The organism is Kitasatospora sp. NPDC127035 (assembly GCF_042726075.1).
GTDB lineage: Bacteria > Actinomycetota > Actinomycetes > Streptomycetales > Streptomycetaceae > Kitasatospora.
Genome location: NZ_JBHXDN010000052.1, coordinates 26,624 through 45,793 on the forward strand (window position 1 = coordinate 26,624; position 19,170 = coordinate 45,793).

12 protein-coding genes (1 of these 12 running past the window's edge) are annotated in these 19,170 nt (G+C 69.4%); 5 read left to right on the forward strand and 7 right to left on the reverse strand.

The genetic code is table 11. The features are described 5' to 3' along the window. The 3 genes from ACFWIC_RS28915 to ACFWIC_RS28925 form a co-directional block, all read right to left on the reverse strand. Positions 1-7,772: the 5' portion of a DUF6349 family protein gene (locus ACFWIC_RS28915; protein ID WP_380520371.1), read on the reverse strand. 26,146 nt of this gene lie to the left of the window's left edge; the window shows 7,772 of its 33,918 coding nt (coding positions 1-7,772); its start codon is at positions 7,770-7,772; its stop codon lies off the left edge, out of view. 53 nt (positions 7,773-7,825) lie between these two features. Beyond that, on the reverse strand, positions 7,826-8,347 hold the full coding sequence (locus tag ACFWIC_RS28920; RefSeq protein ID WP_380520372.1) for a hypothetical protein: 522 nt from the start codon (positions 8,345-8,347) through the stop codon (positions 7,826-7,828). A 298-nt stretch (positions 8,348-8,645) separates the two neighbouring features. Next, positions 8,646-8,942 carry a hypothetical protein gene (locus ACFWIC_RS28925; protein ID WP_380520373.1) on the reverse strand — a complete coding sequence of 99 codons (297 nt, stop codon included), beginning with the start codon at positions 8,940-8,942 and terminating at the stop codon, positions 8,646-8,648. A 420-nt stretch (positions 8,943-9,362) separates the two neighbouring features. Between ACFWIC_RS28925 and ACFWIC_RS28930 the strand changes: the two genes are divergently transcribed. Together ACFWIC_RS28930 and ACFWIC_RS28935 are read left to right on the forward strand one after the other, a co-directional pair. Further along, positions 9,363-9,668 carry a hypothetical protein gene (locus ACFWIC_RS28930; RefSeq protein WP_380520374.1) on the forward strand — a complete coding sequence of 102 codons (306 nt, stop codon included), beginning with the start codon at positions 9,363-9,365 and terminating at the stop codon, positions 9,666-9,668. A gap of 35 nt (positions 9,669-9,703) precedes the next feature. Further along, complete coding sequence (locus ACFWIC_RS28935; protein WP_380520375.1) at positions 9,704-10,213, forward strand: hypothetical protein; 510 nt, start codon at positions 9,704-9,706, stop codon at positions 10,211-10,213. An 86-nt stretch (positions 10,214-10,299) separates the two neighbouring features. Here the strand turns inward: ACFWIC_RS28935 and ACFWIC_RS28940 are convergent, their stop codons facing one another. The 4 genes from ACFWIC_RS28940 to ACFWIC_RS28955 all read right to left on the reverse strand — a co-directional run bounded on the left by ACFWIC_RS28940 (position 10,300) and on the right by ACFWIC_RS28955 (position 13,554). Next, positions 10,300-10,626, reverse strand: coding sequence for a hypothetical protein (locus ACFWIC_RS28940; protein WP_380520376.1), 327 nt, complete (start codon positions 10,624-10,626; stop codon positions 10,300-10,302). A 147-nt stretch (positions 10,627-10,773) separates the two neighbouring features. Next, positions 10,774-10,899 carry a hypothetical protein gene (locus tag ACFWIC_RS28945; protein ID WP_380520377.1) on the reverse strand — a complete coding sequence of 42 codons (126 nt, stop codon included), beginning with the start codon at positions 10,897-10,899 and terminating at the stop codon, positions 10,774-10,776. Between the two features lie 545 nt (positions 10,900-11,444). After that, on the reverse strand, positions 11,445-12,575 hold the full coding sequence (locus tag ACFWIC_RS28950) for an acetyl-CoA carboxylase biotin carboxylase subunit family protein (RefSeq protein WP_380520378.1): 1,131 nt from the start codon (positions 12,573-12,575) through the stop codon (positions 11,445-11,447). A gap of 157 nt (positions 12,576-12,732) precedes the next feature. Then, complete coding sequence (locus ACFWIC_RS28955) at positions 12,733-13,554, reverse strand: helix-turn-helix domain-containing protein (protein WP_380520379.1); 822 nt, start codon at positions 13,552-13,554, stop codon at positions 12,733-12,735. Positions 13,555-13,860: 306 nt separating this feature from the next. Here ACFWIC_RS28955 and ACFWIC_RS28960 point away from each other — a divergent pair, with 306 nt between their 5' ends. The 3 genes from ACFWIC_RS28960 to ACFWIC_RS28970 all read left to right on the forward strand — a co-directional run bounded on the left by ACFWIC_RS28960 (position 13,861) and on the right by ACFWIC_RS28970 (position 19,149). Then, positions 13,861-14,655, forward strand: coding sequence for a helix-turn-helix domain-containing protein (locus tag ACFWIC_RS28960; protein ID WP_380520406.1), 795 nt, complete (start codon positions 13,861-13,863; stop codon positions 14,653-14,655). A 929-nt stretch (positions 14,656-15,584) separates the two neighbouring features. Continuing rightward, positions 15,585-17,690: a hypothetical protein gene (locus tag ACFWIC_RS28965; protein ID WP_380520380.1), complete on the forward strand. Its 2,106-nt coding sequence runs from the start codon at positions 15,585-15,587 to the stop codon at positions 17,688-17,690. A 226-nt stretch (positions 17,691-17,916) separates the two neighbouring features. After that, complete coding sequence (locus ACFWIC_RS28970; RefSeq protein WP_380520381.1) at positions 17,917-19,149, forward strand: S1 family peptidase; 1,233 nt, start codon at positions 17,917-17,919, stop codon at positions 19,147-19,149. Positions 19,150-19,170: the final 21 nt, after the last annotated feature.

The following is a 19,170-nucleotide window of genomic DNA, read 5'->3' on the forward strand; positions in this document are numbered from 1 at the left end:
GTCAGATCGCGCGTTCCCTGCTCGAAGGGCCGCTCGGAACTGAAGGGGCCGGCGTTCGTGGCGGCGAGTTGGTGTGCGGCGAGACTGCGATGGTGCTCGTAGGCGTGCCGGGCAACGGTTCGGAGGATTTCCCGGCTGCTCGGTTGGTCGGCGTCGGCAGCCACTTCGAGGGCGAGGCCCGCCACTTGGAGCCACGCTGGGATAGCCCGGCCCAGGAGGGTGTCCGGGGTCTGCCGCAGGTCCCACATGGCGGTGCGCAACAGCTGGGCGGCGGCGCTGCCGTCCGGGGTGTGGGAGTCAGGCCAACGGTCGTAGGTCTCGAAGACGATAGAGCGGGCGTAGTAGTGGTGACCGCTGTCGCTGTAGTAGGTGGGGCGTTCCTTCAGCGGGTCGGTGCGGGACTGCACGGCCCAGGAGTCAGGTTCGAGGTTGGCGGCGTCGAGGAGCAGGTCGTAGGGGTCGCGGACGGCGTGCAGGCGCGCGAGGTGGCGGTGGGTGCGCTCAGCCAGTCGCTGCGCCGGGTCGGTGGTTCCCGGGACTTCATTGTCGGCAAGGCGGTCTGCGGCCTGGGCGAGGCGGTCGTAGGCGGCGAAGGCCTTGCTCGGGAGGGTCTGGTCATGGCCGGCGGTCGCATCGATCGCGGCTGTGGCCTCGGCGAGGGCTGTGGCGGCCGTGGGACTGAGGCCGCTGGTGGACGCCTGGGAGATGGCGGAGCGCAGCTCTTCGGTGGTCTCGCGGACCAGCTCGCGTCCGGCGACGGCTTCGCCGGAGTCGCCGTAGGAACTCAGGAGGACGGCGAGGTTCCTGGCCCTTGGTAGCGCGGATCCGGCGGTCTCGTCCGCGGCCAGCAGGGAGGCAATCGCGTCATCGTCGGTGCCAGGGGCGGTGTCGGCGTCGGGGGATGGTGCGGTACGGTCCGTTGCTGCGGGGGTCGCTGGCGATGCCGGGGCGAGGTCGTAGCGGCTGCCGTCGGGCCAGCTGAGGGACAGCCCGTGCGGGTGCTCCGCCAGGATAGCGCCGTCGGCGAGCAGCTGCTGCAGCGCTGTCTGGAGGCCGCTGCCGTCTACGGCCTCCCTGCGGATGCCGTCTCCGCCGGTGACCGTGTACTGGGTGAAGGCTGCCAGGTCCGGCACTGCCGGTGCGTCCGTCGCCGTGCCGGTGATGGGTTCCGGGGTGTCCAGCCATGCCTGGATAGCCTCTTCGTGGGGGTTGTCGATGGTCGCGACGTAGCGGTCGGCGTGCTCGCGCACGGCCTTCATCATGTCCCAGGTGGCGGAGACCGTACGGGTCGCGCGCGACTCGCGCGCCCATTGGTTGCCGACGGTGCGGGCCCGGTCGGTCAGGTCGCGGAGTAGCTGGAGGTCAAGCTCGCCGAGCTGGTCCAGCAGGCGGGCACGCCGGGCCCGGGCGCTCTCGGCCAGGACGGTCTGCCCGGCCCGGGCGAGAGCCTGTTCTTGCGGGCTGCCGTCGGCGAGGTGGGTTCCGTACGCCTCGGCCCAGGATCGGTAGGTGTCCAGCATCGCCTGCTCGGCGGCCCAGTACTCGGCCCGGTCGGCGTAGGGCTGGGCGGCTTCCTGGCCGGGGAGAGGCTTGCTGCGGGGGAAGCGGGGTGCTCGCGGGGCGGGCACGACGGGCTGGGGTACCACCGGGGCCGCTTGGTCCAGGGGGGCGGCGGTGAGGTGGGTGCGTGCCGCGTAGATCATCTCGCGGACGAGGTCGTCCGGGGCCGCCATGGTGTCGGGCAGGGCCTGAAGGATGTCGTGGTAGGCGCTCGCCGCGTCGATGAGGGCCTGGGTGTGCGACGTGGCGAGGAAGTCGGGGCTCCCTCCGGCGAGGTACTCATCCACGTGCCGCTGGTTCTCGGCGGCCCATGCGTTGCCGACGGTGAAGAGCAGGCGGACCGCGGCGTCCTCGGGGGTGCCGTCTGCGGGCTGTTCCTGGCGTTCGGCGTCGAGGATGCGGTAGCCGTTGGCGCGGTACCAGTCGAAGTACGCGGCGCGCAGGTCCCGGGCGCTGTCCTGCACGGGGTTCGGCTCGGGCTCCGCGGTTGCTGATGCGGCAGGTTGTATCCGGTCGTCGTGGCTCGCCCGGCCGGCTTGGGCGTCGATCTCCGCCTCGATCTGTGCCAGGTTGGCGCGGGTTCGCAGCAGCTTGTCGTGCTTGGCGAAGGGCTGGTCCACGAGCTTGGTCGCCCGGTCGGCTTCCAGCTTGAGCTCGTCGATGACCGCGAGGTGGATCGAGTGGATGCCGTCGAGCTTCTCGATGTGGTTTTCCAGCCGGGCGATCAGGCCGAGGGGCGGCTTGGGCTCGTTGAGGAAGGCAGCGGCGTCGTCGATCACGAACGTGGCCTGTGCGATGTCGCTGAGGCCTTCGATGGTGAACTGGATGTGGTCGTGGAAGTTGTCTACGCGGGCCTGGATGTCCTGGCCGCCGACGGTCGCGATGCGCTGGTAGCGGCTGACCCGCTGTCCCCGGGAGTGACGCTGGATGAGGGCGAGCTGCGTACGTAGCGCGGCGGCCGCGTCGGTTCGCTTGGTGTGGACGGTGCCGTCGGACATCTCCAGGCTGAAGGCGGCGCCCGTGGTGTCGGTGCGTGCGGCGGCGGCGCGGCCGACGAGGGTGGCGCGCCTCTCGGCCGCTGCGATGGTGGCGTCCCTGGTGTCGACGACGTTGCGCAGGTGCTTGTTGGTGCTCTTCCAGCTCCTGTAGGCGGATTCGAGCTGGCGCAGCTCCTCCTCCGCGTGCATCCTCTTCAGCAGCAGGGGGTTGCCGGTGGCGATCGCCTTGATCTCGCCGGCCTCCAGGTAGTCCTTGCCGAGATCGCCGTCCAGCGCCTGGTCCTGCTCCTCGAGCTCGCGGCCGGTGCGGATCTGGTCGACAAACCTCGCCTTCCTCTCCACCGTCTGCCACATGAAGGCGTCGAACGAGCCCTCCTTGACCCAGCGGAAGACGCTGACGGGGATGCCGAGGTCGAAGTGCTGGTTGAACTGGCGGACGATCCGGCCTTCGCGCTGGGTGACGTCGCTGGGCCGCCACGGGCAGTCGATGTGGTGCAGCGCGATGGCCCTGTCCTGGACGTTGACGCCGACGCCCATCGTCTCGGTACTGCCGATGAGCACCGAGACCTTGCCGTTGCGGGCGTCCGCGAACAGCTGCTCCTTCTCCTCCGCGGTCTTGGCTTCCTGGACGTAGCGGATGCGCTCGGCGGGAACGCCGCGGCTGATCAGCTCGTCGCGCAGGTAGTCGTAGGCGATGAATTTCCCGAGCTTGCGGTTGTCCTCGGAGGCGGTGCCACGGTCGGCGAAGACGAGCTGCAGCGCTCCGGGCAGGGGGCTGGGGTCGCCCTGGCGGTTGGTGTAGAGGCGGTCCTTGTACTCGTGGTGGATCGCCGCGATCTGGTCGGCGGCGGCGTCGAGCTTGCCGGGTCCGTCGGGTTCGCGGCCGACCATGCGCAGGTCCATGGCGGCCATCCGGCCGTCGTTGGAGATCTTGAGGAGGTTGTCCTCGGACGCGTCGACACGTCCCGCGCGAACCTCCTCCGCGCGGTCTGCGATGTCGGCCATGAACTCGCGGTCGGCGTCGGTGGCGGGGACGACGATCGTCTCGCTGGTGCTGTCGGGCCGCGGCACTGTGACGTCGTACTTGGTTTTGACGTCGGCGACCAGCTTCCACAGGTTGTGGAACTGCCGCGCGTTCATGAACGCGCCGATGCGTTCCTTGATGCGGGGCGTGCCTTCGGGTGAGACCTCCGGGGCCATGGTCTCGCGCAGGTACTGCGCCTGAAAGGAGGAGAACGCTCCCAGCTCGGCCTGGGCCAGCAGGTCCGGGCGGAAGAGGTCGATCATGACAAACGCCTGGGACATGGCGTTAGGGAACGGGGTGCCGGTGGATCCGAGGCCGACCTTCGGGCCGTGGGCCTGCTCCAGGGCCCGTAGCTTGGCCTTGAGGTCTCGGGCCTGGCCGGAGACGGTCAGAGCCAGCTCGGAGTTGTTGGCGCCGACATCGCCGTTGGCGAAGTCCTGGACCTCGTCGACGGCGATGAAGTCGATGCCGGTCTGCTCCCAGCTGATGCCGATGGTAGAGGTCTTGGAGAGGACGCGCTGGGCGCGCTGGGTGTGCCGCTTGAGGTTGCCCTGAAGCTTCTTAACTGTGTCGTGCAGGCTGGCCCTGGGGCGGGTGCCTTCGGTGGCGAGGGCGGCCACCGTGTCGAGGGCGTCCGCGGTGAGCGGGTCCCCGCCCGGGTTGAGAGCGGGGTTCAGGGCGGCGTCGCTGCCGGTGATGGCCTTGTGGATCCGGGCACGGTAGGCGGCGGTCTCGTTGGCGACGTACTGCTGCTGGCCGAGACCCGACAGGGGGATCCGCTTGAAGAGGCTCTGCGGGAGGATGACCGCGTCCCAGTCGCCGTTGGCGATCTGCGCGATGTAGGTGGCGGCGGTGTCCTTGTCGAAGTCGGCGCTGTCGATCGCTAGGACCCGGGCCTTGGGATAGGCCTTGAGGAAGTCGTTGCGGAAGCCGTTGACGGTCGCGTTCTTCACCACGATGCATGGCTTGCGGACCGTGCCGAGGCGGCGCATCTCCATGAGGGTCATGGCGATGGTGAGGGTCTTTCCGAAGCCGACCTCGTAGTCGAAGAAGGCGCCGGCGGTCACCGCCAGGGCCCGGGCCACGCCGGCGCGCTGGTGGGGACGCGGCGGCATGGCGTCCGAGATGCCGGGGAAGGTGAGGTGACTGCCGTCGCCCTGGTAGACGACGTGGGAGTTGAACAGCCGGTTGTAGTTGGCGAGGACTTCACGACTGCGGTCGGGGTCCTGCCACAGCCAGTCCCCGAACAACCGATCGAGTTCATCGGCTTTCGCCACGACCTGCTCAGTCTGGTTGGCCGCCCAGATCTTGCCGTTCCTGATCTCCTCCGGGCTGGTGTCCTCCTTCGGCTTCGGCGGGTGGACGACCAGGGAGGAACGGCGCAGCATCCGCTTGAACAGGTCGACGGCGTCGCGCCTGGCGGTGCCGTAGACCTTGGTGGCGGCGCGGGACTCCCGTACGCCACGGCCCGCTTCGATGTCCCAGTCGGCGCCGGATTCGCGGGTGACGGTGAGGTACTTGGTCTGCAGGAGCTGCCGCAGGAAGTCCTGGTAGTGCTTCGGGTCGATCCAGGTGGCGCCGATGCGGATGTCCTCGATGTCCCCGGGCTGTTTGTCCGGGGGAAGGACCTTGTGCAGGGCGGTGACGTTGGCCTGCAGCGGGTGGTGGGGGCGCAGGTCGTCGGAGACCATGTGCAGGATGTTCTGTGCGGCTTCGAGCTTCTCGCGGACGTTTCCGCTGAGGTAGGCGGGCGCGTGGATCAGGCGCTGGGTGCCGGGCTCGTTGTAGACGAGGCCGCCGAGGGCGTCGCGGGCCTGTTCGAGGGAATCCAGGGACAGGAGCTGGGCGATCTCGCCGAGGCGGACCTCGCCGAAAGTGTTGAGGCTGATGGCCAGGGCGTCATGCGGGGTGTCGGCCGTGGTCTGGTCGATCTCCGGCTTGGTGACCGCCCGGGTGAAGATCGCGTCCTTCTTCGCCGTCTCGGTGTCGGGGTCGTAGACCTCCAGGGCGTACACGCCGGCGGCGTAGGGGTCGGTGCGGAACGAGCCGTGGGCGGTGCGGCGGTCTCGCCGGGCCTCGCGCTTGTTGATGGCCCCGTAGGCGGCGGTGTGGGTGTCGTAGTGGTAGTTGAGCTGGGCGCGCAGGGTCGCGGCCTGGTCGGTGTCTCCGGTGGATTCGGCGCTGAGAAGTTCGACGTAGGTATCGCGCAGGCGCAGCAGGGAGCGCAGTTCCTCGGCGGCCTTCTTGTGGACGGGTCGTTCGGTGATCTCGTGTCCGACGAGCTGGAGGAACGTTCCGTCGCCCTGGTCGATCAGGGTGCCCTGAAAGCGCTGGATGTCGTCGCCGAACATCTCGGTCGCGCGGTGCATCCGCTGGGCCTGCGCCTCAATGGCGGCACGCTGGCGGGCGTCGGGATTGGCGCTCATGGTCAGGCCGCTCTCGTTGGCCTGTGTAGTGATGGTGGCCAGGGCGGTGGTGAGTGCGTCAGTGAGGTCGGTGCCCGGGCGGGCCCTGACGGTGACTTCCTGGGCGGAGAACCGGCCGCTGGTGAGCGCGTGGCGGCCGAGGACCATCTTGGGGTTCAGGGCGAAGTAGCGGTTGACGAGGACGGAGTTGCCGGCGTCGACGGCCACGTTCGCCAGGCTGATCCACGGCGGGGGGATCGCGGGCGGCGCCTCGCGCCGCCGCAGGATCAGCAGGTCGGTGACGGCCTCGGTGCCGGCGGCCCTGCGGTGCGCGCCGGCCGGGAGGCGGACGGCGCCCACCAGGTCGGCCCGGTTGGAGATCTCCATCCGCGCGGTCTTGCCGGTGCTGTCCAGGGTGTAGCGGCTGGTGAGGACCGCGACCAGGCCGCCAGGGCGCACCAGGTCGAGGGCCTTGACGATGAAGTGGTTGTGGGTGGCCAGGCGCAGCGGGTTGTGGTTGGGGTCGTGGAGTATGACTTCGTCGAAGGGCACGTTGCCGACGGCGGCGTCGAAGTACCCGGTCGGGGTACGGGTGTCGACAAAGGATTCGGAGCGAATGTCGGCGTCGGGGTAGAGGGCGGCGGCGATGGCCGCAGTGACGGGATCGAGTTCGACGCCGGTCATCGCAGCGCCTTCGGGGGCGAAGGCGATGAAGTTGCCGCTGCCGCAGCCCGGTTCAAGGACCTTGCCGTCCTGGAATCCGAGGGCCTGGAGGGTGTTCCAGATCGGCTGGGCGAGTCCGGCGTCGGTGAAGTGGGCGTTGCGGGTGGTGGCCTCGGCCGCGTGCCATTCCTCTTCGGTGAGGAGGCCTCGCAGTTCGGCGCGCAGGCCCGCGTAGTCCTTCTGGCGGGGGTCGAAGATGGCCGGGACCGCGCCCCAGGAGCTCCAGCGGGCCAGCACCGCTTGTTCGGCGCCGGTGGCGGGTCGGTCGCTCTGGCGAATCTGGTCGAGCACGTGGATGGCGGCGATGTTCGCGCGGATGCGTGCGAGCGGTCCGGAGGGGGCGAGGTCGTCTTGGCCTTGCGGCTGGAAGCGTAGTGCTTCGACTGGTGTGGGCGGTACGAGGCGTGTTGCGGATACCACCTGTTCCAGGGCTATTTCGTACGGTTCGTCGTCGGCGTCAATGTCCTGCACCACAAGGTCTGTGCCGTCGACGGAGACGACGTGGGCTTCGATCGTTTCGTCGGCGTCAGGGAGGTGCTCGAGCCGGTCCGCCAGGTGCTCGATGTGGTCGCCTGGACGGAGGTCGTCCAGGCTGACGGAGCTTTCGTTATCGGGTGTGCTATCGGCGAGCGCCGCGGAGCGGATTGGTGCGGTGAATGCCCGGTCGGGGTAGACAGGGGGCGGCGCTGCCAGGGCTTCGGCGGTGAGTCGGCGCTCGACGGCGAGGAGGGCGGTCTCGGTTTCACCACTATCCGTCATCGCGTTCGGCGGAAGTCCGAAGAACTGTTGGGCCTCCGTCAGACGGTCGAAGAGGTTCTCGGCCCATTCGGTGTAGGCCAGTTGGCGAGGGCCGGCGATTTCGTGGACGCTGTCGTCCTCGTTGACCCGGACCAGCACGTGCCGCCCGACCTCGTCGGCGCTGGCCTTTGGGGAGTCGGGGTGGACGAGGTACAGGCGGTACTGCCAGAGGCTGTCGGCCCAGCTGGTTTGGGCGCGCAGGTGGATCGCCCGGCTCGCGGCCTCGTTGTCCAGGTCGTCGAGCCGGCCAGGGGTCTGGTACATGTGCGATCCTCCGCGCTTCGCGTCGTGGTGAGGTGGGCCGCCGGGGGCTACAGCTACAGGTCGCGCCCGCGGGCGCGCAGGTCGTCCACCGAGGTGCCGAACAGGCGCAGGAAGGACGGCGTCATGTAGTCGAGGACATGGCGCAGCTGCTGGTCGTCAAGGTCACTGAGCTGGAGGTTGCCGTCCAGAAGTGCGTCGGAGGTGGTGCTGACCCACTCCGTGTGCTGTTCGAGGCGCGCCATGCGGGCCTCGTACTGCTCGTCGCTCTCCAGGCCGTCGTCCTCGTCCTGGAGTCCGGCTTCGGGCTCGGGTTCCAGGCGGACCGTCTCGTCGAGGACGTCGTGCTCGACGCGGGCCTTGAGCTGGGCGAGGCGGGCGACGCGGTGCTCGTGCGTCTCGTCGGCGGGCGCGGTGTCGGCGCTCACGAGGCGGTCCCAGAGGTCGCCGACCTGGGCCTCGACCTGTTCGCCGAGGGCGGTGAAGAAGGCGATCGGGTCGGGCAGGGCGGCGTATCGCTTGGGCAGCCAGCGTCGCCAGTAGGCCCGGGCCTGGGTTCCGTACGTGTTGATCGCCATCTGTTCTCCTGGTGTGGTGGTGCGGGTGGGGCTGCCGACGCCGCGGGTTGGGCGGTGGCTGGCTCACGGAGTTGAGGCTTTCAGATCAGTACGTTCCTGCTCGACGTGGGGCTGTCTGGCGGAAGCTGGTGGAGCTGAGGTGCACTCGTCCTACCGTGTTGGGAGCTGGGCCCTCGGGGCCAGGTCGTGGTTCCGCAGATCCCGGTCTGCGGGATGGAGGGGCTTTGCCTGACGTGGCTTCCCGCTGCGCGGGATATCTGTGGGGCTCTTGGACAACAACTTGCTGGGACGGGGCGGCTCAGCTGGCTGTTGCGGGGTCGTCCTCGTGTGCGGGGGGTGTGGCGTCGAGGAGGACTGTCACTGCTGCTTCCAGGACGGCGACGTAGGCGCGCAGCCGTTCGTTCTCGGCGGCGAGGTCTGCGCTGCTTGCCGGGGTGGGGGTCCTGAATGCGGGGCTGGGTTGGTTTGCCTGGCGTGCCGCACGGTTGGCGGCGAGTTGTTGGAGCCGGCGCAGGTGTTGGGGGGCGAGGGTGGCGGGTTCCGCGTCGTCGTCGGGCGCGGGTTGGGCGGTCAGTGCGATGGATTGTCCGTCCATGTCACACCGCCTTCGTGATGACCGTCTGGCCTGTGAGCGGGCTCTTGCCGCGCCGGGGGTTCAGTCTTCCGTCGGATGTGCGGCGCGCTCCGAGGGCGGCTGCGACCATGAGTGCTCCCACGAAGAACAGTGCGACAAGAGCTGCGGTCGGTGGCTGCCCCATGTGTTGCCTCCCCAAGGACGGCCATGATTCGGTGCCTCAGCGAACCCTGCGGTGCTGCCTGATGGCGTCCGATGGCGGGGAGGTTCCCGCAGGGCGGGATTCGGTGAGTACCGCAATTGATGGTGTTCCGTCCTGCGGGATCTTCTGGATGTCGGGTACGCGGCGGAGGTACTGCCAGCGGATCCTGTATGTGGTGTCTGCGCTCCTCGGTCCGGGGCTCTCGCAGGTGTCGCGTGCCATCTGGTTACGGTGGATCCATGGACACGAACGCGAGCTTCCCTCCTGATGTGGTGTCACCGGCCCAGGCTGCGGCGACCCTGCGGAGTCTGATCAAGCTGCTCACCGAGGCGCAGTCGCCGCCAGTGGTGATCGGAGAAGACGGTGTGCCGCAGGCGGTGCTGCTCGCCTACCGGGACTTCGAGCGGCTGCTCGAAGCTGCTGGCGAGGTCGACGCCGCGATGATCGCGGATCGGCTGTCCACCACGCCGCAGCGGGGCGAGGGTCTGAGCAACGACGGCCTGGAACGCCTGGTGATGGAGATGGGGCGCGAGGACGACATGTAAGGCCTGCACGCTCCGAGGAGGACGAGGAGAGGCATTTGCCAGCAGTCAGGTCCGACCTGTACCGCGGGGATCATCACCCGCAGGTTGGCGCTGACATCCTGGTGCTCCCCACGGCCCAGCTGCAGCGCATCGCGCTCATCAGGATCAGCCAGCTCACGCGCGGCGAGATCCGGGGCATCCCGCTGGAAGCCATGGCGCGGTACCCGGATCTGTCCGACTGCCGCAAGCTCTACTTCGACGAGGCGGAGAACGACATCGGTCAACGTACCACCCGAACCCCGCTCTGGCGGCTGGTCTACCGCCTGCAGGACGCTCTGCCTGGGCCCGATACCCGGATGCTCCTTCAGGTGATCGCGGTGGGCGCGCGGGCCCAGAGCGAGGTCTACCGGGAGGCAGGTGCCCGGCTGGGTCGATCGATCATCGAGCGGGCGCCGGCACCGCAGCCTACTGTGACCGCCACGGCCGCACCCCGGCAGAGGGGGTTGATGGAGGCACAGCGTGCGGCCCTGGACCGGTCTCGCCGGGGGCAGGGGCGCCGGCGCTGAGGGCGGGTCGGCTCCAGGTGCCGGGCGGGGAGATTCTGATCCTGCTCAGGCGGGGCAGGGAAGTGGCGCTCCGTGGTTGTACTGGGTCATGTCCGAGACAATGGGTCGACGGGTAGGGGCTCGCCGAGTGGGTGGCCGTCGAGTTCGCTGCAGGCACGGTGGAGGTTGGCGACCAGGCGTTCGGGTTCATGGAGGTTGGCGAAGTCGCCGAGGTCGGTTTCCCGCGCGAGTTCGAGCGGGGTCAGGCCTGTGGCCTTGCCGTCCTTGGCGAGTTGGGACGCCCAGCGCAGGTAGCGGAGGTTGGCGTCGATAGCGGATGCGTCGGCGATCGGCCCATGTCCGCTGGCGACGACCTTCGGGTTCATCGCGACGAACAGCTCGAGGGTCGTGAGGGTGCTGGCGAGGGGGCCCATCCTGACGAACGGTGTGCCGTGGGAGAAGACCCGGTCGCCGGCAAACAGGGTGCGGGTGTCGGGCGGCCAGCGACGATGTCGCCGGCCTCGTCCACACTCCCGGCACATGGAGCACCGCCCGCACGGCCGCCGCCGTCGAGGCCTTGCTCACCACCCGCGCGGCCCGGGCCCCGCACCGCCGTCGCCGGTGGTGTGGGCTGGGCCGAAGTACAGCAGTTGTAGGGAGCGGTCGTCGACATGGAGGTCGGGGCGGTCACTGATGTCGGGCCGCATCGGCCGTATGTTGCCCCACTCGACGTGTGGCCAGATGGCGGGCAGGTTGAGGCCGTCCCGGAGGTTGGCGTCGCGTGCGCCTTCGTGCGCGATGACGGTGGCCTGGGGGTGAAGGTTGTTGCGCCGAAGTGGGGTTCCCGTGGTGGTGGGTGACGACGAGGCGGGCGACCGGGCGCGTGGTTCGCGCCGCGATCGCCGCCTTGAGGTTGTTCGCGCGCCGTTCGGTCGCGGCGCAGTCGATGAGTGTCACTGTGTCGGGTCCGATGCGGACGCCGGCGTTGCTGACGCACCAGCCGCCGGTGGACTGGATGTAGGCGAGGACATCGGGTTCGATCTCGACGAGGTACGGACTGTTGTCTCTGTCCTCGGCGTGTGGATGCAGTACGGCGGCCCCCTGACGCGGCCCGGCTTCAGTGACGGGTCGTCAGCGGGCTGGGTCATCTTGTCGAGGGGTCATCCTGGCGGCTGTTCGGCAGTTAGGGACATGATCTGATCACATAACCTCGTATGGGTGTTCGAGCCTGCGGAGGTGCTCGCCGTGCGGGCTAGGGGTGGCGCGGCTCGATGCTCACGTCGATGTCCTGGCGTACCTGCGCGAGGCGGTCCAGGCAGGTGTCGGGGTCGGGGCCGGTCACGATGCAGCGGGCCAGTGCCGGGGCCGGTTGGGCTTCGACGGTTGCTCCCAGGCGGGTCCCCCAGGTCAGCCTGGCCAGCCATGGCTGGTCCAGCAGGTCGGGGGCGACGTGCAGGCCGGCCACCGTGCCGGCCCTGGGCGCGCGGATGGCGGCGGCGGCCGCACTGGCGCGGTGTGTGGGGGTGATGGCGGGATCCAGGCCCGCTGCCGTCCGGACGGCGGCGAGAACGAGATCCACGCCGGTGGCCAGGCGGACGAGCTCGGGAACGCTGTCGCCCTGAATGTGGGCGCAGGCGTCGACGATGACCGGTCCGGACAGGGTCAGCACGATGTGAACGTGCCCCACGCCCTGCTCGACTCCGAGGGCCTCGATGGCGCGGGTGGCGAGAACCGCGAGTTCGGAGTCGACGTCGTCGGCGGTGACCAGGTGGGAGGCGGGCTGCAGCATCGGGTGCCCCGTCAGCGCTGTTCGCACCGCGGCGGCCACCCATGTGCCGTCGCTGGTGGTAGCGGTCTGCAGGGTGATCCAGTCACCATCGGGGGCCTGCTCGACCATGACCGCGCCGGGCTCCACCTCGGACGCCAAGGACGCGGCGTGGGCGTAGGTCCATGCGGCGTGTAGGTCTTGCGGTCCGTCGGCCCGGATGGCGCCGAAGTGACCGAGGTTGCCGAGCGGACGCATGATGACGGGAAACCCGGTCCATTGCGCGGCTTCGGCCGCCTGCTGGTGGGAGTCGACCCGGGTGCCCCGCGGGGTGGGAAGTCCCGCCTCTGTGAGGAGGACCCGTGCAACGGACCGGTCGGCGGATGCTATTGCGGAGGCCTTGGACGGGCCCGGGACGTTGAGCGCCTCGGCCAGGTCCGCGGCGGCCGCAAGGGCCTCGGCGGTGAGGGCCAGTACCCCCGCTGGCGGTTCCGCGTCTGGGTCCGGGCCGGTTGGGAGCCCGGAGTCCGTGACTGGCTCTCGAAGGGTGATCAGGTGGGTCTCGGCAACGCTCCGCAGGTCCGCCTCGTGGTCCTTGGTCGGACCGACGATCAGCACTGCGCGGGATGGGGCCACGGGATGGTCTCTCCTCTCATGTCGTGAGTCCGCCGCTGTTCACGGCGCTGGGCTGCTTCGGGCACATAGCCGCGAGAGTTGTTGTCGCTGCTACGACGCGAGATGCGGCGGCCGATTGCCGCCGCTACCGGATTGCGGGTCAGGGCATTTGGTCGACCGGTCTGGGCGGTACGAGCCACACGAACCGGTGCGCTGAAGCCGCGTCGAGGGGACGCGTCATGAGGAGCGTGAACCGGGTCGGGCCCCACTCGGGGTGGCGCAGGATTCGAGTGTCGCCGTTGGGGTGGATGTACTCGTCGTCGAGCGACCGTTGCATCAGTCGCCGAAGCGCCCGGTCCTCGTTCGCCGCCTCCTCTAGTTCACGCTGCAGCTCCACCAGGCCGGTCTCCCACCGCGCGGCTTGAAGCGCGGCTCGCTGCTGGCGCAGGAAGGGGAGCGCCCATCCGTGCTCCCATTCCAGCAGTACGGTATCGCGCGCGCCCGGGTTCATCAGGATGTAGCGCAGAACATTGGTCGGTACTTCCTCGTCCGGCCAGATGTCCCGGAACGGCTGGTTGGTCAGTTCGATGTCCCAGCAGCGGTTGGAGAGGTAGCCCGGCAGCACGCTGGAGTCGAGTGCGAGCTGGTAGGCCGGCACCGAGGCAAGGGTGCTGGTGAACGGCTGCGGTGGCTCCTGTCCCGTGGACAGTAGAAACATCGCGTGTCGCTCGTGCTCACTCATCTTCAGGATTTCCGCCACACGGTCCATGAACTCCGGTTCCGCGCGGGTCAGTCCGCGCTCGAAGTCGCCGTACGACCGGACAGACACTCCGAGCAGCGAGGCCACGCGCTCCTGCGACAGGCCCGTGCGACGACGACCGCGGGTCGTGATGGCCGCGGCCGGCGGACCCGCTTCGACGGCGAGACGGCACCTGACCAGCAGAGCTTGGAACCGTTCCCTCTGTTCCGAAGTACCTGACACCTGTCCGCTTCCTTGGCGTGCGGCCGTCACTTACTGCCCCCTTCCTTCCGTCGCCGCGACCACCGCGGGAGGTTCCTGGTCTCCCCGCAGCGGCCTCGCGGCGCACTTCCTTGCTCAAGCATCGCCCTGAGCAAGCTCGCGGCGACGCTCAGGTATGCCTTCCTGAGGTCCAACTTCCGGAAGGGGTCCTTCCTGGCCAACGGCGGCCAGTTCGACTACATCTTTAAGGCCACGGGGCGACTTGGCATCCGAATTGGTCATTCGTCTCACCAGCCGCACACGCTCACAGACCTGGGGGGCCTGATGATGCCGAAGCCGCCGCATGTGCTTCAAGCCCACGACCACGAACGGAACAGTTCCGCGGAACGCGCCTATCGAGTGCTGCAGGCGTTGATCGAACTCGGCCCTGGCGCGCACACCCTCGCCGAGGTGATGGCCCACAGCGGGCTCACCCGCTCCACCACCCACCGCATCCTCCAGTCCGGAGTGCACACACGCACCTTCGTCCAACCGACCTACGGCACCTACTCCATCGCCCACCCCAGTGCCACAGGGCACAGCCAGGACGCGCTGACCGCGCTGCCTGCCAGTTCCCCGGCGATCTCCGAGGAGCTCGCACACCTGCAGCGCCGCACAAACCAGGTCGTCGCCCTGCACAGCCATCTCCTGCTGGGGATGCCGAGCAGGATCTGCGTCGACATCGCGGACGGCAAGCGCCACGACTTCGCGGCCGCGCTCGCGACCTCCGACGGCGGACCCGTCCTGCGCCGCGCACCCCTGCACCAGGACGCCGCCGGCCTGGTCATGCTCGCCAACCTCGACGACCTGAGCGCAGGAAACGCCGTCCTGCGGCGTATCAAGATCCAGGGGTACGCACGCACTCAATCCCCCGTCGCCGGCTGGGAGATGCTGTCCGTGCCGCTGTGGCGGGGCGCGGTCCTCGTCGGCTCCGTCAGCCTCCTCGCTCCCGACGCCTACCTGCAGCGGCGCGCCGAGCGTCTGACCGACGCCACGATGGACACCGCCGCGGCCCTGTCCCGGCGCCTGGAGCACACCCGGGCCCAGCGACAGATCATGCCGATCCTGCAGCAAGCCAGCTGAACAGCAGCCCACCGGGGGGACGAGCACATGAGCCGCGCGGTCTTGATCACCGACGCCAGCCCGGGCATCGGTCCCGCCAACACCCAGGTCTACCGGACCGCTGGCGGCCGCGTCGCGATCACCTACCGCTCCACGCCACCGGCGGACGGGTCCCTGTCGGTGCCCTGCGGCACCACGCAGCCCGCCGACGTCCCTGACGTTCGCCGTGACCGAGGAGCAGCACGGCCCGCTCAAGACTCCGGTGTCGCATGCCGGGATCGGCCAGGCCGCGCCGAAATCCCTGGGCCCGGCCGGTCCGCCCCGACGAGATCGCGCGGCTCGCGCTGTTCCTCACCTCACCGGCTGCCGGCCACATCGCGGGGCTGGTCCTCGCCGTCGGCAAAGGGGCTTCCACAGGGCGCTGGACTCCCGCCATGCCGCGCACGCCGGTTGGATGGCCCGCAACAGGATGTGAGACGAGATGAGAGGTCGACCATGAGATGACGTGCGGTGCGGCCCGCTCCGAGGAGCACGGGCCGCTGGGCTGCCGCCTGCACACCGGTGTTACCAGCACCAGGTCCGGCGGCACGCCCTTCCCATCACCGTCGACAGATGACCGAGTTCGCGCTCACGTCATCTCCGGCGACGACCCGGGCGGCCGCCCTCAACTGAGGACCCGCCACCCGGTGTACCGCCCAGCCGCGGGCGGATTCATCAGGCGATGCCAGCCCTGGGAGCGATAGCCGACCCCAGGGGTTCGTGCTGCCTCCACCTCCAGCAGAGACACCTTGATGATGCCTGACTTCGATCCCGTTTGTCACGCAGGCGCGAACACACCCCATACCAGTTCTACGGGCCGTGACGCCTCGTCAACACGCCGTATCGCAGAGGAAGAGCTCAGTTCCTCCGTTGCCGCCGTCGACCTGGAGCCCCTACGGCTGGACGAGCCGATGCGAAAGCGACTGCGCGCGGCCGTCTACACCTTGATCCATTCACCTGACGCGGCGCATCTGAAGGAAACCGACCACGCTCTGAGGATCGTCACCCTCGCCAAGGCTGAACTTGCTCGGACCTGCGCCACCACGTCGGCCGCCCCGGAACTCGGCCGCTGGCTCGGAGTGTCCGCCTCCGCCATCCACCAGTCCCTCGACCGGCAGCGAAGGGCGTCGACGCTCATAACGCGCCAACGGTTTCGCGAGGGCGGCACCGTGCAGGGCCTGTTCGTCGGTGTCCCGGAGCAGATCGACGCGACTCGGGCCGGCGACCGACAACACCCGCTCGCCCTCGACCGCCCAGCGCTCGCCACCCTGCTTCGCCTCGTGGAGCGGCTGTTCGCCCCGGGCTGGCGCCACCGGGACGGCCGGGTGACACCTCCGGGGCTACTGGCCTCCCGCACCGGCCGCGGCGCCCCCACCGACCGGCTCGCCCTGCTCCTCCTCGTATTGGAGGCACGACCCGACGGGCGGGTGCGCCTGTGCTCCGGGCGGGTGGGCAAGCGCGGGCGAGCAGCGGCAACGGTCGCCCGGCTGCTGGGCAACAGCTGCACACCGGCTGGCGCGGCAGGGATCCTTCAACGCCTCCAGAAAGCAGGGGCGATCCAGTTGGTCCGGCGGGAGACCAGCAGCCGACTGCGCCAGCGCGGCGGGATCGTGGTCCCGGCCGTGGCCCAGGACTGGGCGACGATGAAGGCCGCTCGGAGGCGCGCAGCGGCGCCCCGGTGCGACAGCGCCGCTCCTGCAACGCGGCCACACCCGCGTCGTGTTGGGGCATCGCCCCAGGTGGCGAGACCGCAGCCATCTGACGGTGCGGAGTTCCCAGAGAACTCCGGTGCTGAAGCCCTTCACGCCTCTCACGCCGATCACCTGTGCACCGATGGTCAGGCTGATGTCGCGGTTGGTGTTTCCGGCGAAGCCGAGACGGGGGTTCCCACCGGTGCCGGTGGAGCGCGCGCACACGCGAGGAAGTCCGGCTCCGTCCGGACCCGTCCCGAGAGCGCCCCGCCCGCCGCGGCGGTGACACCCGGGCACAAAGGCGGCGCGGCACTGCCGCAGCTGAGCATGTCGACCGCGGCATACCGCGTGCTCCAGGAGGCCATGGTTCTGCTGCCGCTGATGACCGCCTGGGAGCAGCGGGAGGCCGCTCGCGCCGCGGGCGCGGCCGTACGGGACGTCGCAGGTGACATCGGGCGGGTGGCGCGGCGTCTCCAGTTCAGGCTCGCTACGGCCACCTCGATCGCCTGCCCGTACGGCTGGCTGGTCCGGATCGGGCTTCGCCGTGCCAGCGAATGCGGGCGCATCGAGTGCGAGAGCGGGATCGACGTGGTGACAGGGGGTGAGTGCGTTCCCTGCGGGTATCTCGTCGAGGGCGCGATCAGCCGATCGCGGCATGCCACCTCCGCGACCGAAGGACGGGCCGTGTCCCCCGCTACACAGCCGACAGCACCGGGCACCGCGGCTGCGGCCGGACGGGAGATCCGCAAGGCCCGTACCGAGGCCGCCCGGCTGGCCGATCCCTGTGCAGACTGCGGCGTTCCTGGTGTGGCGGGGCTGTGTGCCGGCTGTTCGCGGGGGCGGGCCGTTAAGGCCGGTATCAGCGAGTGCATCAACCTGGCGCTGGCCGCCCGTGCTGACCTGCGCGACTATCCCAACGTTCGCGCCGTCTGGGAGGAGGTCCGCTCGGAGATCCGCAGTGCCAGGGCGCAGGCCCGGTACGGTACGCAGGTCGAGGAGATCGCGGGTGCCAGTGAGCTGCTCGCCGTAGCCTGCATACGCGACTGGTACCACCAGGATGCCTTGCGCCGTTTCAGGCTTTCGCCTGTTGTGGCTGCCGAGTCCCGTCGTGCCTACGCCGCAGTGATGCGCTCCGGGCACCGGTTCGCGTCGGTGAGCAGTGCCCGTCAGGCGGCTGCGGCCGCCGCTACCGCTGCGGCGGAGCGGGCGGCCAGGTCTCTGCTTGATCAACGTGTGGCTGCGGTGTCCGAGATCCGTAGGAGGATCGCCGCTCGGTCTCACTCTCGTCCCGCCGGCCGTCCGATCCAGCCTGTGGACGGCCCCTGATGTGCGCCGGGCCCAGATCTGCACGCAGCATGGTGCAACCCCAGCCAACTCACCATCCGCCGGAGGAGTCAGGTGGCGCTCTGTCCGGCCTCCATCGGGGCTCGCACCGAACCTCGCCCGCAACTGCTGGCCGTGCCCTTGAGGCCGTAGCCGGGTGCTACCTCGTCCGGGTGACAACTCGACCCCGTGCTGGCGCGGCCGGCCGACGCCGTGGGGTACTTAATGCGTGCACATCATGACGACGGCCCTTACCGCTTCCGCCATGCTGACCGTCCTACCGCCCGCCGCTGTCACGGCGGCACCGGTCCACACTCTCCGCGGTGCTGCTTCGGTAGCGGACATTTCAGCCCGCCAAGCAGTCCTCGACCGTCTCGCCGACGAGATCACTGGGGTTCCCGAACACGAGCGTGCCACGCTGCCGGGCTACGCAGGTCACACCGTCGACCCGCAGCACGGACGCTTGGACCTGTACTGGCAGGGCGATGTCCCCGACCGCGTCAGCGGCGTGCTCTCCCGTATGCCGGCCGAGCTCACCGCCGCCGTTCACCCGGCACCGTATTCTCTGCGGGACCTTCGCGCCGCGCGGGACCGCCTGTCAGCCGTGGCCGCCCGCGGTGAGAGCGGCGCGGTGTGGACGACCGTCGGCCCGCAGGCCGACGGCTCCGGCCTGGCCGTCACCTACACGCCGAACGCCGAACGTCACCGGGATGTCCCGACGTCGGAAGACGTCGCCGCCCTGGCAGCCACGATCGCCGGTGTGCCCGTCTCGGCCCTCCCGACCGCCTCACCTTCTGCAGCCGCGAACCGGCACAGCGACGCCAGCCCCTGGAGTGCTGGCGCCGAACTCATCACGCCCTCGAACGCGTGGTGCACTTCGGGATTCGGCGGGTGGCGCGGCAGAACGCCCGTACTTCTCACCGCCGAACACTGCGGCACCTCCGGCTCCTACAAGACCGGCGGGGGCACAGTGATCGGTACTGCCGCCGACGCCGACACCGCCCTGGACACCACGGTCATCAACGTCAGCGGCAGCCCCAGCGGGCGCTTCTACGACGGAGCGTGGAACAACGAGTCGGGATACTCGAAGCGCGTCGTCGGCGCAGGGCGCAACAACGTCGGCGATCTGGTCTGCAACAGCGGATCTGTCAGTGGCATCCACTGCGGCCTGAAGATCACCGCCACCGATGTCGCCGCGACCGTCGATGGTGTCTGGCGCAGTGACCTAGATACGGCGGTACGCACCGACGACTCGACCGTCACGGTCGCCGGCGGCGACAGCGGGGGTCCTGTCGTCGCCAGCATCAACGGTGAGGACATGCAGGCCCGGGGGATCATGTCAGCGGGCAGTGGCAACAGGGTCGTGTGCGGGTCCGTGGCCGTGCAGACGACCTGCTACGACACCGTGCTATTCGTCCCGATCGGACCGATCGTCAGCAAGTTCGGGCTCTCGCTGGCCTAGAACCAGAGAATGGGGAACACT

Coding starts and splice junctions, on each gene's coding strand:
- ACFWIC_RS28920 (WP_380520372.1), bottom strand. CDS start 8,347: ATGGCGATCAACACGTACGGAACCCAGGCCCGGGCCTACTGGCGACGC.
- ACFWIC_RS28925 (WP_380520373.1), bottom strand. CDS start 8,942: ATGGACGGACAATCCATCGCACTGACCGCCCAACCCGCGCCCGACGAC.
- ACFWIC_RS28930 (WP_380520374.1), top strand. CDS start 9,363: ATGGACACGAACGCGAGCTTCCCTCCTGATGTGGTGTCACCGGCCCAG.
- ACFWIC_RS28940 (WP_380520376.1), bottom strand. CDS start 10,626: ATGGGCCCCCTCGCCAGCACCCTCACGACCCTCGAGCTGTTCGTCGCG.
- ACFWIC_RS28945 (WP_380520377.1), bottom strand. CDS start 10,899: ATGCGGCCCGACATCAGTGACCGCCCCGACCTCCATGTCGACGACCGC.
- ACFWIC_RS28960 (WP_380520406.1), top strand. CDS start 13,861: ATGCCGAAGCCGCCGCATGTGCTTCAAGCCCACGACCACGAACGGAAC.
- ACFWIC_RS28965 (WP_380520380.1), top strand. CDS start 15,585: ATGCGAAAGCGACTGCGCGCGGCCGTCTACACCTTGATCCATTCACCT.